Source organism: Frigoribacterium sp. AP1 (assembly GCF_056680555.1).
Genome location: NZ_CM155288.1, coordinates 146,850 through 161,773 on the forward strand (window position 1 = coordinate 146,850; position 14,924 = coordinate 161,773).

The 14,924-nt window shown below is 63.3% G+C and carries 12 protein-coding genes; 3 read left to right on the forward strand and 9 right to left on the reverse strand.

The genetic code is table 11. From position 1 onward, the window contains the following. Nucleotides 1-14: 14 nt before the first annotated feature. The 5 genes from AC1MBW_RS00710 to AC1MBW_RS00730 form a co-directional block, all read right to left on the reverse strand. A complete protein-coding gene (locus AC1MBW_RS00710) occupies nt 15-545 on the reverse strand; it encodes a hypothetical protein (RefSeq protein ID WP_054147202.1) in 531 nt (176 codons plus the stop codon). A gap of 65 nt (nt 546-610) precedes the next feature. Further along, entirely contained in the window at nt 611-2,170 is a 1,560-nt protein-coding gene (locus AC1MBW_RS00715) for a DUF4012 domain-containing protein (protein WP_480025123.1), read from the reverse strand. A 282-nt stretch (nt 2,171-2,452) separates the two neighbouring features. Beyond that, nucleotides 2,453-3,430: a GDP-L-fucose synthase family protein gene (locus AC1MBW_RS00720; RefSeq protein ID WP_480025124.1), complete on the reverse strand. Its 978-nt coding sequence runs from the start codon at nt 3,428-3,430 to the stop codon at nt 2,453-2,455. Then, complete coding sequence (gene gmd, locus AC1MBW_RS00725) at nt 3,427-4,458, reverse strand: GDP-mannose 4,6-dehydratase (RefSeq protein WP_480025125.1); 1,032 nt, start codon at nt 4,456-4,458, stop codon at nt 3,427-3,429. The genes AC1MBW_RS00720 and gmd overlap by 4 nt, the downstream gene beginning before the upstream one ends. A gap of 19 nt (nt 4,459-4,477) precedes the next feature. Further along, nucleotides 4,478-5,740 (reverse strand): glycosyltransferase family 4 protein, encoded by a 1,263-nt coding sequence (locus tag AC1MBW_RS00730; protein WP_480025126.1) that lies wholly within the window; start codon nt 5,738-5,740, stop codon nt 4,478-4,480. A 124-nt stretch (nt 5,741-5,864) separates the two neighbouring features. Between AC1MBW_RS00730 and AC1MBW_RS00735 the strand changes: the two genes are divergently transcribed. Next, on the forward strand, nt 5,865-6,458 hold the full coding sequence (locus tag AC1MBW_RS00735; RefSeq protein WP_480025127.1) for an LbetaH domain-containing protein: 594 nt from the start codon (nt 5,865-5,867) through the stop codon (nt 6,456-6,458). Continuing rightward, nucleotides 6,455-8,755 carry a glycosyltransferase gene (locus tag AC1MBW_RS00740; RefSeq protein ID WP_480025128.1) on the forward strand — a complete coding sequence of 767 codons (2,301 nt, stop codon included), beginning with the start codon at nt 6,455-6,457 and terminating at the stop codon, nt 8,753-8,755. The genes AC1MBW_RS00735 and AC1MBW_RS00740 overlap by 4 nt, the downstream gene beginning before the upstream one ends. A gap of 406 nt (nt 8,756-9,161) precedes the next feature. Here AC1MBW_RS00740 and AC1MBW_RS00745 read toward each other — a convergent pair whose 3' ends face one another. Further along, entirely contained in the window at nt 9,162-10,913 is a 1,752-nt protein-coding gene (locus AC1MBW_RS00745; protein ID WP_480025129.1) for an O-antigen ligase family protein, read from the reverse strand. 258 nt (nt 10,914-11,171) lie between these two features. On the opposite strand from AC1MBW_RS00745, the gene AC1MBW_RS00750 reads away from it, so the two are divergent. Further along, entirely contained in the window at nt 11,172-11,807 is a 636-nt protein-coding gene (locus tag AC1MBW_RS00750) for an acyltransferase (protein WP_480025130.1), read from the forward strand. Nucleotides 11,808-11,821: 14 nt separating this feature from the next. Here the strand turns inward: AC1MBW_RS00750 and AC1MBW_RS00755 are convergent, their stop codons facing one another. The 3 genes from AC1MBW_RS00755 to AC1MBW_RS00765 all read right to left on the reverse strand — a co-directional run bounded on the left by AC1MBW_RS00755 (nt 11,822) and on the right by AC1MBW_RS00765 (nt 14,900). After that, a complete protein-coding gene (locus AC1MBW_RS00755; protein ID WP_480025131.1) occupies nt 11,822-12,418 on the reverse strand; it encodes a hypothetical protein in 597 nt (198 codons plus the stop codon). 149 nt (nt 12,419-12,567) lie between these two features. Next, nucleotides 12,568-13,842, reverse strand: a complete 1,275-nt coding sequence (locus AC1MBW_RS00760) for a lipopolysaccharide biosynthesis protein (RefSeq protein ID WP_480025132.1) — start codon at nt 13,840-13,842, stop codon at nt 12,568-12,570. Continuing rightward, the gene (locus AC1MBW_RS00765) at nt 13,839-14,900 is read right to left on the reverse strand and encodes a glycosyltransferase (protein ID WP_480025133.1); all 1,062 of its coding nucleotides are present in this window, start codon (nt 14,898-14,900) and stop codon (nt 13,839-13,841) included. The genes AC1MBW_RS00760 and AC1MBW_RS00765 overlap by 4 nt, the downstream gene beginning before the upstream one ends. Between the last annotated feature and the right edge of the window lie 24 nt (nt 14,901-14,924).

The following is a 14,924-nucleotide window of genomic DNA, read 5'->3' on the forward strand; positions in this document are numbered from 1 at the left end:
GGTGAGAGCTGGTGTTACGCGTTGCTGCGCGCGCGACGCTGCAGGGTCAGGACGACCATGAGCGCGATGCCGAGCAGGACGGCGCCGGCGGCACCCCAGATGACGAGGGTGGGGACGGTCGAGCCGGTGAAGGCCAGGCCGTCGTTGCCACCGACGGCGGCGTTGCCCGCGTCAGCTGCGACGACGGTCAGAGCCGAGGTGGCCAGCTGGCCCGACGAGAGGCCGGTCGCGGTGAGCGAGTAGGTGCCGCGGGCGTTGGCCGGCAGCGTGACGGTGACCGACGCAGCACCCGAGGCGGTGGCCGCCTTGGTGATGGTGACGGTCTCGATGGCGGCGAGGGTGACGCGGCCTTCGCCGGTCACGGCGACGCTGACGGTCTCACCGGGGGTGAACGTTCCTTCGGCGAAGGCGACGGCGACGGGCTGGCCCGGGGCGACACGGCCGCTGACCGTGACGTCGGTGGACGGTGCGTAGGCGCTGGCGGCGGTCGGGACGGCGAACAGCCCGACGACGATGAGCAGAGCGGTGGCTGCGAATTTCTTCATGTGTGATCCCCTGAGACGTTGGTTGGCGCCTCTTCAAGTTCCCCCTGCGGAAACTGGACGCTCCCTCAGCTTAGACGCGATTCACAGTTGATTTTTAGGGATTGTGTTTCGGTCCCGTGAACAGTTGGGGTCGATTCGATGCCGGGAATTGACGTCTTAGCGCTTCCCACCGCGTCGCCGCCGAGGAACTCGACACGCATCGTCGACGTTTGTCCTGGTGAGAGGGTCTTTTGATACTGGGTGACCGACAGTCCGGAGTCCGACGCCGTCTGCAGCCCGACCTCGGCACCGTCCTCGGCCGCCGCGACGAACACCCCCGCACTGGGGGCATAGATGCTCACGTTCGTGCTGATGTCACCCGCCGGCGTGCCGAGCTGACCGCCTCCGGTGACGTACTCGGGCAGTGACGTCGCCGCGTCGGCCGGGGCGTTGTTGGTCAGGGTCACGTCGACGACCCAGCTGGGCCTGCCGTCCTGCCGGCACACGGCCTGGCCGATCGAGATCTTGGTACCGAGGTAGTAGTCCATCTTCGAGGCGGTGCCGTCGTTGAAGTAGACGCCGAACTTCGGCTGGTGGGCCGTGCTCGTCGGCAGCTCGCCGGCCAGGGTCGTCTCGGCGATCCGGCTCTGTTCGGTGTCGTCAGCGCTCCACAGGTAGAGGCGGCGCTCCTCCCCCGCGCGCGCGAGTCCGGCGAGCAGGGCCGACGCGTCGAGGTTGCCCGAGGAGATGCTTGAGAAGACCGTTGCCGCGGCCCCGGCGAAGAAGTCGTCCTGCTGGGTCGGGTCGGAGTATCGCGAGTAGGCCGTACTGAGGAGGATCGAGACGACGTTGTCCGAGGTCAGCACGTCACCGGTCGGCAGGGTGACGGGGCCGGTGGCCGTCAGGAGGTAGCTGAGGGCGACCGGGTCGATCGACAGCACGCCGTCGACTTCGGTGCCGAATTGCCGCTTCCACATCTCGCGGGCCAGCTGCGCGCTGAGCGGGAACTGCGGGGTGAGGTTGACGTCCTGGATGTACTGGCCCGTGATGGCGCCGTAGAGGCCCTGCGTCTCGACCGGCAAGGGCAGCACCGGAGCGTCCGCTCGGGGGAAGTCACCCGACGACGCCTGCTGGACGAGTGAGATCTTGCCGCCCTCGACCCGGAGCAAGGCGACGGCCCCGGGGATGCCGCCCGTCGCGCGGAGCTCGGCGTTGTTCTGGAACAGGACGAGATAGTCACGTGGGCCGTCCGCCCCCAGCATTCCGGGTGCCAGGTCGACCGCGCGGGCCACGACGTCGACCTGGGCGCTGGCACCACCCAAGACGTCAACGAGCTGGTCGACCGCGTCGGTCACCTGCGACACGGTGCCGGTCGTGTCGATGGCCTGGGAGACCTCCAGCTGGGACGTCAGCGTACGGTCTGCCCGATCGACAGCAGGCTGCGCGTCGACGAGGGGCTGCAGGTCGAGTGCACCGTCGACGGGCTTGAACGACTCGACGTCCACCGTGCTCGCCACCTCGGCCACGGGCACCACGGCCTCGTCGGCCACGGTGGACAGGACTGCCGACACCTGACGAACGGCGCGAAGGTCGTCCCCGACGAAGGGCACGTATTCGGCTCCACGCCAGACGACGTCGCCGGTCAAGCCCTCGGCGGCTCGAACCTCCGACTGCAGATCGTGCGCCCTCTGGAGCGTCGAGTCTCCCCCGTCGGTGATTCCGCTCCGCACCTCTGTAGCGAGCGCCACCGCGTTCTGAAGGTGCTGACTGGCGAGGTAACCCCGGACGCCCACCCATGCGGCACAGACGACGACTGCGATCGCCAGCACGAGAAGAACCCGACGGGCCCCCCGCCACGTCGCTCGCGAAGAGGGGCGCGCGCGGACGCCGCCGTCGTCGCTCACGCGCTCTCCACGCCTGCTCGTGTTCTACGTGCGGAGAACGGCATGGTTCGCCCGGTACCACTCCACGGTGGAACGAAGCCCGTCCTCGAGAGAGATCTGCGACGTCCAGCCGGCTCGTGACAATTTGGTCACGTCGAGGAGCTTCTGCGGAGTCCCGTCCGGCTTGGACTCGTCCCAGTCCGTCCGACCCGTGAATCCGACGATTGCTGCGATGGTCTCCGCGATCTCGCGGATGCTCACGTCCGTGCCCGTCCCGACGTTGACCTGCTGTGGGCCGTCAAAGTGTTCGAGCAGATGCAAGGTCGCGGCAGCGAGATCGTCGACGTGCAAGAACTCTCTGCGGGGAGTGCCCGTTCCCCAGTTGGTCACACTCTCGTCGCCAGCCTGAGCGGCCTCGTCGTACCGGCGGATGAGAGCCGGCAGGACGTGTGACCCCTTCGGGGAGAAATTGTCACCCGGCCCGTACAGGTTGGTGGGCATGGCTGAGATCCACGGCAGCCCGTGTTGGCGACGGACGGCCTGGACCTGCATGATGCCGGCGATCTTCGCGACGGCGTAGGCGTCATTGGTCGGTTCGAGGTGCCCGGTGAGCAGCGAGTCCTCGGTGATGGGCTGAGTCGCGAACTTCGGATAGATGCACGACGACCCCAGGAAGAGCAACCGCTCGACGCCCACTTCGAGGGCTGCGTCCATGACGTTGAGCTGGATCTGCAGGTTCTCGGTGAGGAAGTCCGCAGGGTACGTGTCGTTGGCCAGGATGCCGCCGACCTTCGCGGCAGCGAGGACGACATACCTCGGTTTCGTCGACCGGAAGAAGTCGAACACCGCCGAGCGGTCCTTCAGGTCGAGCTCCGACGACGTCCGGCCGACGAGTGACGAGAAGCCCTCGGCCTCGAGGAGGCGCCAGATGCCCGAGCCGACCAGCCCGCGATGGCCAGCGACGTAGAACGTCGCCTCGCGGTCGAGGGCCGACGGCACGAATGCGATCGGTTCGTGCGTCACTTCGTTCCCCAGCTCTCGAGCGACACCTTGTCGATCCAGGGGCGACCGACGTGGTCGAGAGCCTCGATGTCGGCATCGACCATGATGCGAGCGAGCTCTCCGGTGTCGACGGTGGCTTCCCAGCCGAGCTTTTCCTTGGCCTTGGACGCGTCTCCCACGAGCGCATCCACCTCGGTGGGGCGGAGGTATCTCTCGTCGAAGAGGACGTGGTCCTGCCAGTTCAGCCCTGCATGCGAAAACGCGGTCTCGAGGAAGTCCTTGACCGTGAAGTTGCCCCCGGTGGCGAGAACGAAGTCGTCAGGCTCGTCGACCTGGAGCATCCGCCACATGCCCTCGACGTACTCCGCCGCGTAACCCCAGTCCCGAACCGAGTCCAGGTTGCCGAGGTAGACGTTCTCTTGTCGACCGGCCTTGATGGCCGCGACGGCGCGCGTGATCTTCCGGGTCACGAATGTCTCACCACGTCGTGGCGACTCGTGGTTGAAGAGGATGCCGTTGACAGCGAACATGCCATAGGCCTCGCGGTAGTTCTTCGTCACCCAGTAGCTGTAGACCTTTGCGGCGCCGTAAGGGGAACGCGGATAGAAAGGCGTCTCCTCGTTCTGCGGGGGCGGTGTGGCACCGAACATCTCGGATGACGACGCCTGGTAGAAGCGCGTGTGGATGCCGGACATGCGAACGGCTTCGAGCATTCGCATGGAGCCCACGCCGGTGGTGTCGCCCGTGTGTTCCGGCTCGTCGAACGAGACCCGGACATGCGACTGAGCAGCGAGGTTGTAGACCTCGTCCGGCTTTAGATCACCGAGGAGGCTGACCAGACGAGCGCCGTCGCTGAGGTCTCCGTAGTGGAGGAAGAGCTTGGCACCCACCACGTGCGGGTCGACGTAGAGGTGATCGATCCTCGACGTGTTGAATGTCGAAGCCCGACGAATCAGGCCGTGGACCTCGTAGCCTTTGCTCAGCAGCAATTCCGCCAGATACGAGCCGTCCTGGCCGGTGATGCCCGTGATGAATGCGCGCTTCGTCAATTGGTCCCCTGCGGTGAAGTCAGGCCGAAGTCGCCGGACCGCCCCCTGAGCGGCCTGCCAGACCTGACAGCCACTCAGCGTAGTGGTTGACTGCCGCCGATTCGGTGAGGTGTTCCTCCCGGTATCGCAAACCGTTGCGTCCGAGTTCGGCCGAGAAAGCCGCATCACGTCCTATGCGCAAACAAGCCTCGAGAAGTGTCGTTGGTTGTCCGGCAGGAACGACGATTCCTCCGCCGGATGCTTCGATCTCGCCAGCAGTGACGCCCTCGACGTCGGTTGCGGCGACGACCGGAACCCCCGTGCTGAAGTATGAGGTCAATTTGCTCGGCACCGACATCTCCGAGACTCCCTCCTTCTCGTTCACGAGAAGGACATCGGCACAGCGCAGCACCGCGGAGAATTCGTCGTCATCGAGCGATGACAGGAACTCGAGCCTCGTTACGCCCGAAGCCACCGCCTCCAACCGCGCACGCTGATTGCCTCCTCCGAGCAAGACGAACCTCACCGCTTCCTCTCGGTCGTCGGCGACCGAGGCGGCCGCGACGACGTTCTCAAGTCCCTGCTTCATGCCCATGTTGCCGGCGTGCAGGACGATCGTCTCGTCAACACCCCATCCGTACCTCGCCCGGACCTCCTGTCGATCTATGGCAGAAGGTTGAGCCAGGTGAGACCAGTTCCGAATCACAGCGAGCCGGCCGCAAGGCACCCGGAGGGCAGTTGACGCCGTCGCTGAGAACCGCTGATGGATGACTGCTACGCCGTCGGCTGAACGCAGGACGAGGCTTTCGAGGGAACTGACCAGTCGCGCTGCCCGGCCTCCGCCTGTTCCCGTCTCGACGACTCCGAGGCTGTAGAGGTCTTGCACCCAGACGGCGACGGGAAGTCTGCGATGGACGAGCCGCGCCCTGGCCACCACGAGCGCCGTGCCGAAGAGTGCCGGCGAGACGGCTAGCACGACATCCGGCCCGCCCCATCGCGAGAACACGGCGCGCGCGCCGAAAGAGACCTCTGCGAGGAGGCGCGTGATGGTCGTCGGCTTGCGCGGAACCAGGTGCCTCACTCGACGAACGGGAACGCCTCGAATCGTCTCACGACGCGAAAATCCTCTGTACCCCTCCCTGACACGCCACTCGGGGTAGTGCGGATACCCCGTGATGACTCGAACGTCATGGCCGGACCGCCGGAGACCGGCGGCCAGGCCCGTCGTGTACGGCGCGTTCCCGGTCACCTCGGGATCGAAGTGCATCCCGACGATTAGGATTCGGAGGCGAGGGTTCGTCACTGTGCGACCCTATCTTCTGGGGTGGAGCATTCGAACTCATCGCAAAGTGTCATGGTGCGACGGTCCAAGACCCGACAAGCACGAGATAGACGATCCATGCCTCACAGTCCCGGGGAGACCGATCATGAGTGAGACCACAAAACAACCGACGACGGGCTCGACGCCTGTCATCCCTCTGGCTTCGGCCCCGGGTGAAGGTCAGACGTGGGACAGGCCCAGGTGGGTCGTTTACGCCTGGGGAGCGGTCGAGCTCCTCCTCGTGCACAACCCCTGGCAGATCAGCTCGCGCCTCCGTGTCGCCACCCTTCGCGCTTTCGGCGCAGAGATCGAGTCCGGGGTCATCATGCGGCCTCGCATCCGGGTGCGCTTCCCCTGGAAGTTGCACATCGGCAAGGACTCATGGATCGGTGAGGGCGTCTGGTTCCACAACCAAGATCACATCTACGTCGGGCATGACGTCGTCATCTCTCAAGAGACGTTCCTGACCACCGGAAGCCATGCCCACCGTCGCGACATGGCGCTCATAACGAGACCCATCCGAATCGGCGCTGGCGTGTGGGTGACCGCACGGTGTGTCATATTGGGCGGCACAATTATCGGCGAGTCGGCTTTGTTGCAGCCAACGACCCTCGCCACGGCCGACATACCCGCGAACACGATTGTCGGCGGTCCTGACGCTTCATTCCGCGGTTACCGTTTCACTGAGATGACCACATGAAAATCTTGCATGTCGCCACCTTCCTCTCGGAGGACGGGGCGTATGGCGGGCCAATTTCCGTTGCCATCGAGCAGATGCGCGAGCTAGCTCGGCTGGGGCATGAGGTGCACTTCGTAGCCGGCTGGGACGGTCGGGGCCGTCTCTCCATCCCAGGTGTACACGTGCATCTGTTCCGGGCCCGTAGCGTGAAAGGACTCCGCTTCAGCGGTCTGGTGGCGCCGCGGCTGCTGGCTTACATTGCCGCACGAGGCCGTTCATTCGACGTCGCGCACATACACCTCGGGCGCGATTTGGTCACCGGTCCGGCGGCCAGGGCCCTACTGATTCAAGGCGTTCCCCTCGTCACTCAGACGCACGGCATGGTCCGAGCCGACTCTCGAGTCCTGGCCCGCGTGTTCGACCTCTTCTTGACCCGCACGGCCCTCAGGAAGGCACAAGCGCGGCTGATCCTCACGCCGGACGAGAGCCAATCGCTGCGGTCCGTTGCTGGTGTCTCAGATAACACGATGCTCCGCAATGCCATCCACCAGGACTCAGGCCGGCGAGCGAAGCCCATGCCTGACACCCCTACCATTCTCTTCCTCGCGCGTTTGCATCCGCGAAAGCGAGTAATGGCCTTCGCCCACATGGCACGCATTCTGCATGAACGCGGGATTAGGGCCGAGTACAAGATCGTGGGCCCCGATGAGGGCAATCTCCCCGAACTGACGCGATTCATGCAAGATCATCCGTGGATCTCATTGCGTTACGACGGTCCGGCCGAGCCGGGCACCGCTATCAAGCACTTCGAGACTGCTGACGTCTACGTCTTACCGAGCGTGGGTGAGGTCTACCCGATGACAGTCATCGAAGCAGTCGCAAGCAGAGTCCCTGTGGTCATGACCGAGGAGTCCGGCATGGCGCCGGACATTGCTAACGCAGGTGCTGGAATCGTGACGGGTACAACGCCAGGTGACCTCGCTCTTGGCGTGGAGAGGATCTTGAGCGAACCTGGGCTGAGGAAGAGCATCGAAGTGGGTCAGGCAGCGGCCATGATCGAGCTCTTCGACATCACGGGCATTGCTAGAGAACTAGAGAATGTGTACGAAGGTGCCCAGACCAGCTCTGTGTCTCGATGCAATCGATCACGACCACGTCTTCTGTGGATGACCAACACCGCCGCGCCATACAGAGTGCCGGTTTGGACCGCGATCGCGAAGGAGGCCGATCTCGAGGTTTTGCTCTTGGAGAACTCTCAACGCCTCAGCCGAGACGGCAGCAATCGGGGCAGCGATTGGCGCGTTGACGGACGAAGGACCACCTATAGAGTTCGCGAAGTTCCCACCCTGGTGGTTCGGCGGGGCGAAGCGAGGCACTACTTCCCCCTGCGGTTGAACTTGGCCGCGATTGCGCGCGCGGACGCCATCTTGCTGGGGGGTTGGGATAGCCCGGCGTACTTGCTGGCTTTACTCGTGGCAAGAGCCTGTCGGACAAAAACCATCGGGTTTTACGAGTCACACTCAGGGTCGCATCAATTCAACGGCGGCCCCGTCGGTCGGATTAGACAAATCTTTTTCCGCCTCCTGGATGAGGTCGTCGTGCCGGGTCAGGCTGCACGACACGCTGTCCTGGCGATGGGCGTTGGCGAGCAACACCTAAGGACGGGCTTCAACGCGGTCGACGGGATTTGGATTCACGATTCCACCAGTCGCATTCGGATCTCGCAGGGCGCTTTAGAGGCCACGTCGACACGTTTTCTCGCTATCTCCCAGCTGATTGAGCGGAAGAACCTTCGATCAGTCCTGACAGCACTGTCGATGCTTGACGATAAGCGAGCAACCCTGGAGATCGTGGGGGTTGGGCCTCAACTGGAAATCCTCCGGGCCTTGAGTCACAAGCTCGGTCTTGACCACCGGGTTCAATTCACCGGCCACGTCCCCTATCAATCTTTACCGGATGTCCTTGCACGAGCTGACACTCTTGTTCATGTTCCCACCGAAGAGGTCTGGGGGTTGGTAGTCAACGAAGCCCTCGCTGCTGGCCTCTCCGTGATCGTGAGCCAAGAGTGTGGGGTAACAGCAGATGTCAAACACATGCAGGGGGTCACGGTCACGGAGAGCGACGTCGAATCGATCCAAGGTGCGATGAACGACGTCTCCGTCGGGCAGCACGACCATGACCTGGTAGCAACTCCCGAGATTCTGAAGCACTCTCCAGAGGCCTTCGCCGAGGTATTCCTAGGTGCCATCCCCCGACCTCGTGACACCATACTTGTCCCCTTGAGTCGAAAGCGACGCAACAAACGGGCGCAAGGCTAAGGATCTCTTCGGGCCTAGAAGCCACTCTTACCCGTCAGTCCGTCCGTCCGGAAAATGAATACTGTCATGCAACCGAACGCCTGAGGTCGGCCTTTTACGGGCAGCCGATGCTTGCATGATGAAACCACGTCCACCGAGCAGAGTAGCGACCTTGTGGCCCTCTTTCATTGCCGGACTCCACCGTCTCATTCGGGCCGTGCCCTCCCGCTTTGGCAGGCCGCTGGGAAACAACGATGGGTCTTTGGCCTACCCGACTGAAGATCGGCCCTGGCAGCTAAGAGCCCCCGTGAGGGACACGGGTACGACCTTCGGCCTGCGAATCATGTTGAACTCATCCTTGTCGCAACATCGGTCCTGATCTCAGGCCGCAGGGCGGTGAGCTCTGCAGTCTGCCTAGCCAGCACGACTACACCCGTGCAGCAGCCAAGATCTCCTGATCCGTCGCCCGACTATCTACGTTCTCCAAGCGAAACTTTTTGGCAACGGTCACGCACAGGACGGCAAGCGCCAGGCTCAGTGCGAACCCCTTGTCCTCGGTGGGTGCCCCGAAGGGTAGCAAAGCTAGTACGACCACTAGGGCTCCTCTGAACGCGGTACTTTCGATGGAGTAGCCAGCTTGTCCAGGGCGAAGCAGAGCTCGGGCAATTAACGCGACCGATACGATCAGGACGATGGTGCCTAACAAGCCGAACTTGGCAGGGTATGACAGGGGCGTGTCTAGGGAAAAGCTCGTAGTGAAACCAGCCGCGGAGGGATCGGGAAAGACACGCCCGAGCCCTTGCCCCATCAACACGTGATCCCGCCAGATCTCGGCAGCAAAATCGTAAGCCCGAGCTCTAATTGCGCCAGATCTGTCTTGAGTGACGCCGCCGGTCAAGGCACGCACGCCTGCCTCGAAGCGCTGGCTAATAAACTGCTCGGACGAAAACGCAGCCCCCGCCAAGGGTAGGAGGACAATGACTGCCAGCGCCGCGGCTCCGAGAGCTGAGGCGACCCTCACTACTCCCACTCGGGCCTTGTTACGCAGCCCGATGAGACCGAGGAATACAACTCCGAAGACGGCGGCACTTCTCGTTCCCGTCACGAGGAGCGCTAAGAGGAAAAAGACACCGAGCAGCGCATACGCGGGTCGGACTCTTAATCCCACTAACGCCAGCGCCAAGGCAAGGCCAAGGGGAAAAGCAACGCCGACGAAAGAAGCAAGAAGGCTCTGGTTCGTATCGGACTCGCCGAAGCCGCGCAGACTCACCCAGCGAGCGGCGAAGCCGACGGCAACAACGACCCCGGTGCCCAGGGCCAAAGCTCTCGCTTGCCTCAGCGTCGTGGACTCGGCCGCCTCGATGGCGATGACCACGCCTCCCGAAATCAGGAAGTACGTGATGGCGTCTCGGGCCCATGCGCTGGGCGAGACCCCCTCCACTACGACCGAGTAGGGAAGCGTCACAAGCGCCACCCACGCGGCAAGGAGGCCGGCGCCGATCAGGGCTGGCCGCATCTCTTGTCCCCACGTTGTTCGAAGTATCCGCGGCATGCGGATCAACGCGAGCCCGACCGCCAGCGCGACAAGGCCTAGGTAGGCGACCTTGGGAGCGGATATGCCCTCGGAGGTCTGGAAGACAAGCAAGGCTCCGATGATGAACACAACAACTCGTAATGCCGCGTAGCGAAAGAAGCAGGCGCCGAGGGCGATGACCGGGACCACGAGGAGAGCCAATGGTTGCCGCATTGCCGCGATAACGATGAGCACAACGACAAGTGGTCCCCCGACCCAGATCCATTGCCGCCCCATGATGCGAGGATAACCCACGATGTGTCCGCATACGGGCACCGTTACCCTCCGCGGCGGTGGTTTTCGAACCTGCCGCACGTAAAGACGACGTACTATCAATTCATGGGACTCATCGAGCGTCTGGTTTATGCCCGAAACCGCCCCATTATCGGCGGCCTGATCCAGCAGCTTCTGCTTGCGCAGGGTGTGGAGATTCCTCGAGCGGTCACGATCGGACCCGGCTTGATCCTCCAGCATCGAGGTCAAGGGATCGTAATGTCCCCCCACGTGCGCATCGGGCGAAACGTGCAGATTTACCACCAGGTCACGTTGGGAACCCGCCAGCCCAGATCGGGCGAGGATCTTCCGCGCTTTGCGATCGACGTCCAAGATGATTGCATCGTCTATCCAGGCGCGAAGGTCATCGGGGGAAGCAGGCCAACCGTCTTGGCTGTCGGCACGACAGTAGCCCCCAACTCGGTCGTGACATCGTCCACATCACCGCATGAGACCCTCTCTGGAATCCCGGCTCGACCTCTAAATTCGAGGGCCACGAACGCGTGACCACTTCAATAGGCCAGCCCGCCCTTCCCCTTAATACAGGCACGGCCAGCCGTTTCGACTGCAAGAGCCAGGTCTGAGGCATAGATGCGTCTAGTAGAAGTTCTCTTTGGCGACTTCCGAATTTCCGCCTTCCGAACGCTCGGTTTTCTGTTCCGACGCCGTCGGGTGATCGTGGGCCGCGGCTACTCCATCAAGAATGCTCGGAACCTCGTACTCGCTCCTGACTCAAGACTCTCGCTGGGTATCAGGCCTTACGGCTTTGCGCGGGGCAATGACCGCGGATTGCTTCGTCTTCGCGGCGAACTTCGGATCGACGGCCACGTCACATTAGCCACAGGTTGCCGAATCGACGTAGGGCCTGACGCAAGCCTTGCGATCGGAAGCGGCACCTACCTGTCGCCCTACGTGCGCGTCATTGCATCCCTGCCGATGACCATTGGCGAGAGGTGCGCAATCGGATGGGACGTTCAGGTACTCGATAACGACTTCCACGAGTTCATGGGCACCCCAGCGGCTGTCGCGCGACCATCAAAGTCTCCAGTGAAGATTGGTAACGACGTGTGGATAGGCAGCCACGCCCGGCTGTACAAGGGGGTCGAGATCGCCGATGGTTGCGTTATTGCTGGTAGCGCCGTAGTCACGAGGAGCTTCACCACGCCCGGTGTCCTGATCGCCGGCAACCCGGCCCGCGCCATCCGCAACAATGTTCGCTGGTCTTGACGGCCTCGATCCGCTTACACCTGCTTACGTGCGGCGAGAGCGACGAGTTTCGCTTCCGTCCAGGTGAGGAGGCCGGCTCGCACACGACTTGAGGCCGCACTGTACGTCGCACCTGTCGCGCCGGAACGGCCGGACAAAACAGGCCGCTGTCTGAACCGACTCAGTGAAATTCGTCCGACGGTAGTTCCGTAGCTTGCTCGCCCAGCGATGAAGTGCTCGAGGAAGGTGCCGCTCTCGTCGTTGATGACCCTTTCATGATCCTGCAACTGATCGCGCCAAACTGCCAATGAAGCTCCGAAGACTCGGGAGTCAGCAAACGATCTGTCGAGAGTCATCCGGAGCCGCAAACCATCTGCGGGCAGTGTCTCGAGAATCATCGGATTCAAAAGAGCAAGTCGACCCGTCACCTTGTAGACAGTCGATTCGTCGGAAATGCCATCCAACCGGCCGAGGGCTTCGTGCACGGCACCGAGCTCCGCTGCACCTTTACCTCGCACCAGCAGCTCTCGAGGCGGCAGGTACGGTACGAACTGGATATTCGCTCTCGCCGCGCCAGAGACGCTACCCAGAACCTCCTGGGCAGTTGACCCGCTGGTCTCCACCACTGCCAACGAGAAATCTTGTGATTGTGCCGCCCGAGACCATACCTCTATGCTGCGACGATACTGACTTAGACGGTCTCGCGGGTCGTTCACAACACCTCCTAATGCGGGCGCATTGGGCGTCACCGTTGCTGTAAGAAGAACGATTGGTCGCGACATCAGTTCTCCGTGGCCGTTGTGATCGAGTCATCCGGATGGGGCAATGGCCTAGCGCCCCGATTGTATTCCGCAGACACTTTTACCAACAACGCAACCAGCAAAAGAACCTGGATAGTGAGAGAAGCCAGGGCTGCACCCAAGGCACCCTCACGTTGTGCCAGGACAGCCACAAGACCCAGCTGGGCAAGCACCGAAAGCGACAGTGCAAGGGCGACGAAACCGTCATGTCGGAGGGATTGCAGAGCGACGACGAGTGGCTGGCTGATGATCGAGGCCACGCTCACGAGAGCCAGTACCCGCAGAACTGCGGCGGAGCCTTCGTAGCTCTGCCCCAGGAGCAGGTCCACGATCCATGGCGCGAAGGCGAAAACGGTGAGAGCGAGGACGATCGCCGCGACGGGCATCCAGAGGCCCCTGCGAAGACTCGCCAAGGCTCCCCTCATGGTGCCGGCATTCGCCGCGAACGGCGCGCTGGCCGATGCGAAAGCCGTAGCGAGGAGACTCATCGGTTGCGTCCATCTACTCACGGCCCCGTAGAGACCAGACGCCACCGGGCCACCCACGAGCGTGAGCAGGGGGAGATCGAGGGTCTGAGCACTGTTGGCCACGCCCGCAAGACCGAAGTTCCTCGCCCCTGACCACGGGTTGCGACGCGGAGTCACCGTGAAAGCCGGCCGTGTTCCCTTCTTGGTCAAGGTGTAACCGAGGACGGCCGCAGACGCCGAACCCACTGAGATGGAGAGCCAGAGAGCCGTCATGACACTCACGCCGGAGCTCAGCAACCCGAGGAACAGAAGGATCGCCACGGCCCGGTCCACGAGGATGACGGCCGAGACCAGCTCACCTCGAGCTGCACCTCGGAGAGCAACTTGCATGGTCTGATTGGCCAGTAGGGCCACCATGACGATTCCTGCGGGCCAGATGTGGCTCAGCGGAAACGCGACGAGGGTGACGAGCACCCATGCGCAGCCGAGAACCGACGCTGCCAGGAGCTTGCCCCAGACGCGTGCGCCGAGCTCGGCGGGCTCCAGGCGACGTCGAGCGATCTCCCTCGCCCAGAGAGAGTTCGTGCCGAAATCCACGAAGCCCGCGGCGGTCGTTCCCAACGCGATGGCAGTGATGATGAGACCGAGGGACCTCGGGTCAGATCCTCGGGCCGCAAGAACGTAGATGACTGCGAGCAGGACCTGAGCCAGGCCCGTCGAACCCGCCAGGAACACCGCCTGGTGGCCGATCGATCTCCGTGGCTCGAGCGGTGCTGACGCTGTCGTCACAGGAGCGCCGACGTGAAGGCCTCAGTACCGATGCTGAGAACGGGGACCGGGGCGGGAAGAGCAAGGACCCGGCTGAACTCGACGGCGAGTGCCGGTGCAGACAGCGTCGTCCACGACGCCAGCTCAGGAAAAGCGTCCGCATCACGGCGCAAGCTCTCTGCTCCTGCTGCCACCACCCGCGTTCCCAACGCCGCCGCCTTTCCGAGGATGCCGCTCGGCCCCTCGTTCGAATGAGCCAGGACGACGACATCGGCCACGGCGACACAGGCATCGAGTTCACCGTCGGTCAGCAATCGGTCGACGACTCGGACAGCGACGCCGGTCGCGTCCAGTCCTTGGATCAGTGGCTGGAGAAGCGCCCGTGTCTCCGGTTCCATCGAACCCGCGATGACTAGTCCGACGACGGATTGGTCAGGAAGCTGGTGCAGGGCTGAGATCACCAGGTCAACGTTCTTCCTCGCCGAAACCGCACCGACGACCGCGAACCATCGGCGCTCTGAGTCGAGCTGCCACGCGGCTCGGAGAGCCTGCACGGCATTGGAGTCGACGTCGACGGAGATCGGGTCGACGGCTGGGACCAGACGTGATGAACCCGACCAGGTGGGTGACTTGAGGACGCAGACCCTGACGTTCTGGAGCTTGGAGGCTCTGATGAAGAGAGACTGCCGAAGTCGGCCCTTGAGCGCTTGCACCACCGTGAGGCGCCCTGGTTGGGCCGCCTCCCGCATCACCAGCAGCGAGAGTGCACCGGCGCCCTTCCACCCACCCCGACGCGTTGCGAGATCCATCGTCGCTCGATCGGCATCCGGCAGCACCACTCGGTCAGCGGCGTACCGATGTGACAGGGCTTCCACGTCAGCGAGACCGAGGGATTCCTCCTCGACGACTCTCACTGCGTCGGGGAGCGAGGCGAGATGAAGTCGCGCTTCCATGGACACGGTGTCCCCCGGCGACAGAACCACGATCACGTCGTCACCTCGTGCGGTGGCAGCCGCGGCCAGGAGACGGACGTAGAAGAGCCGATGCCCGGTCCTGTTCCTCTCGACGATCAGAGTCACACTGGGCGCAGTGGACGGAGAAGA

Excerpts from the sequence above, each read along its gene's own strand:
- AC1MBW_RS00710 (WP_054147202.1), bottom strand. The coding sequence starts at position 545 with ATGAAGAAATTCGCAGCCACCGCTCTGCTCATCGTCGTCGGGCTGTTC.
- AC1MBW_RS00735 (WP_480025127.1), top strand. The coding sequence starts at position 5,865 with ATGAGTGAGACCACAAAACAACCGACGACGGGCTCGACGCCTGTCATC.
- AC1MBW_RS00740 (WP_480025128.1), top strand. The coding sequence starts at position 6,455 with ATGAAAATCTTGCATGTCGCCACCTTCCTCTCGGAGGACGGGGCGTAT.
- AC1MBW_RS00750 (WP_480025130.1), top strand. The coding sequence starts at position 11,172 with ATGCGTCTAGTAGAAGTTCTCTTTGGCGACTTCCGAATTTCCGCCTTC.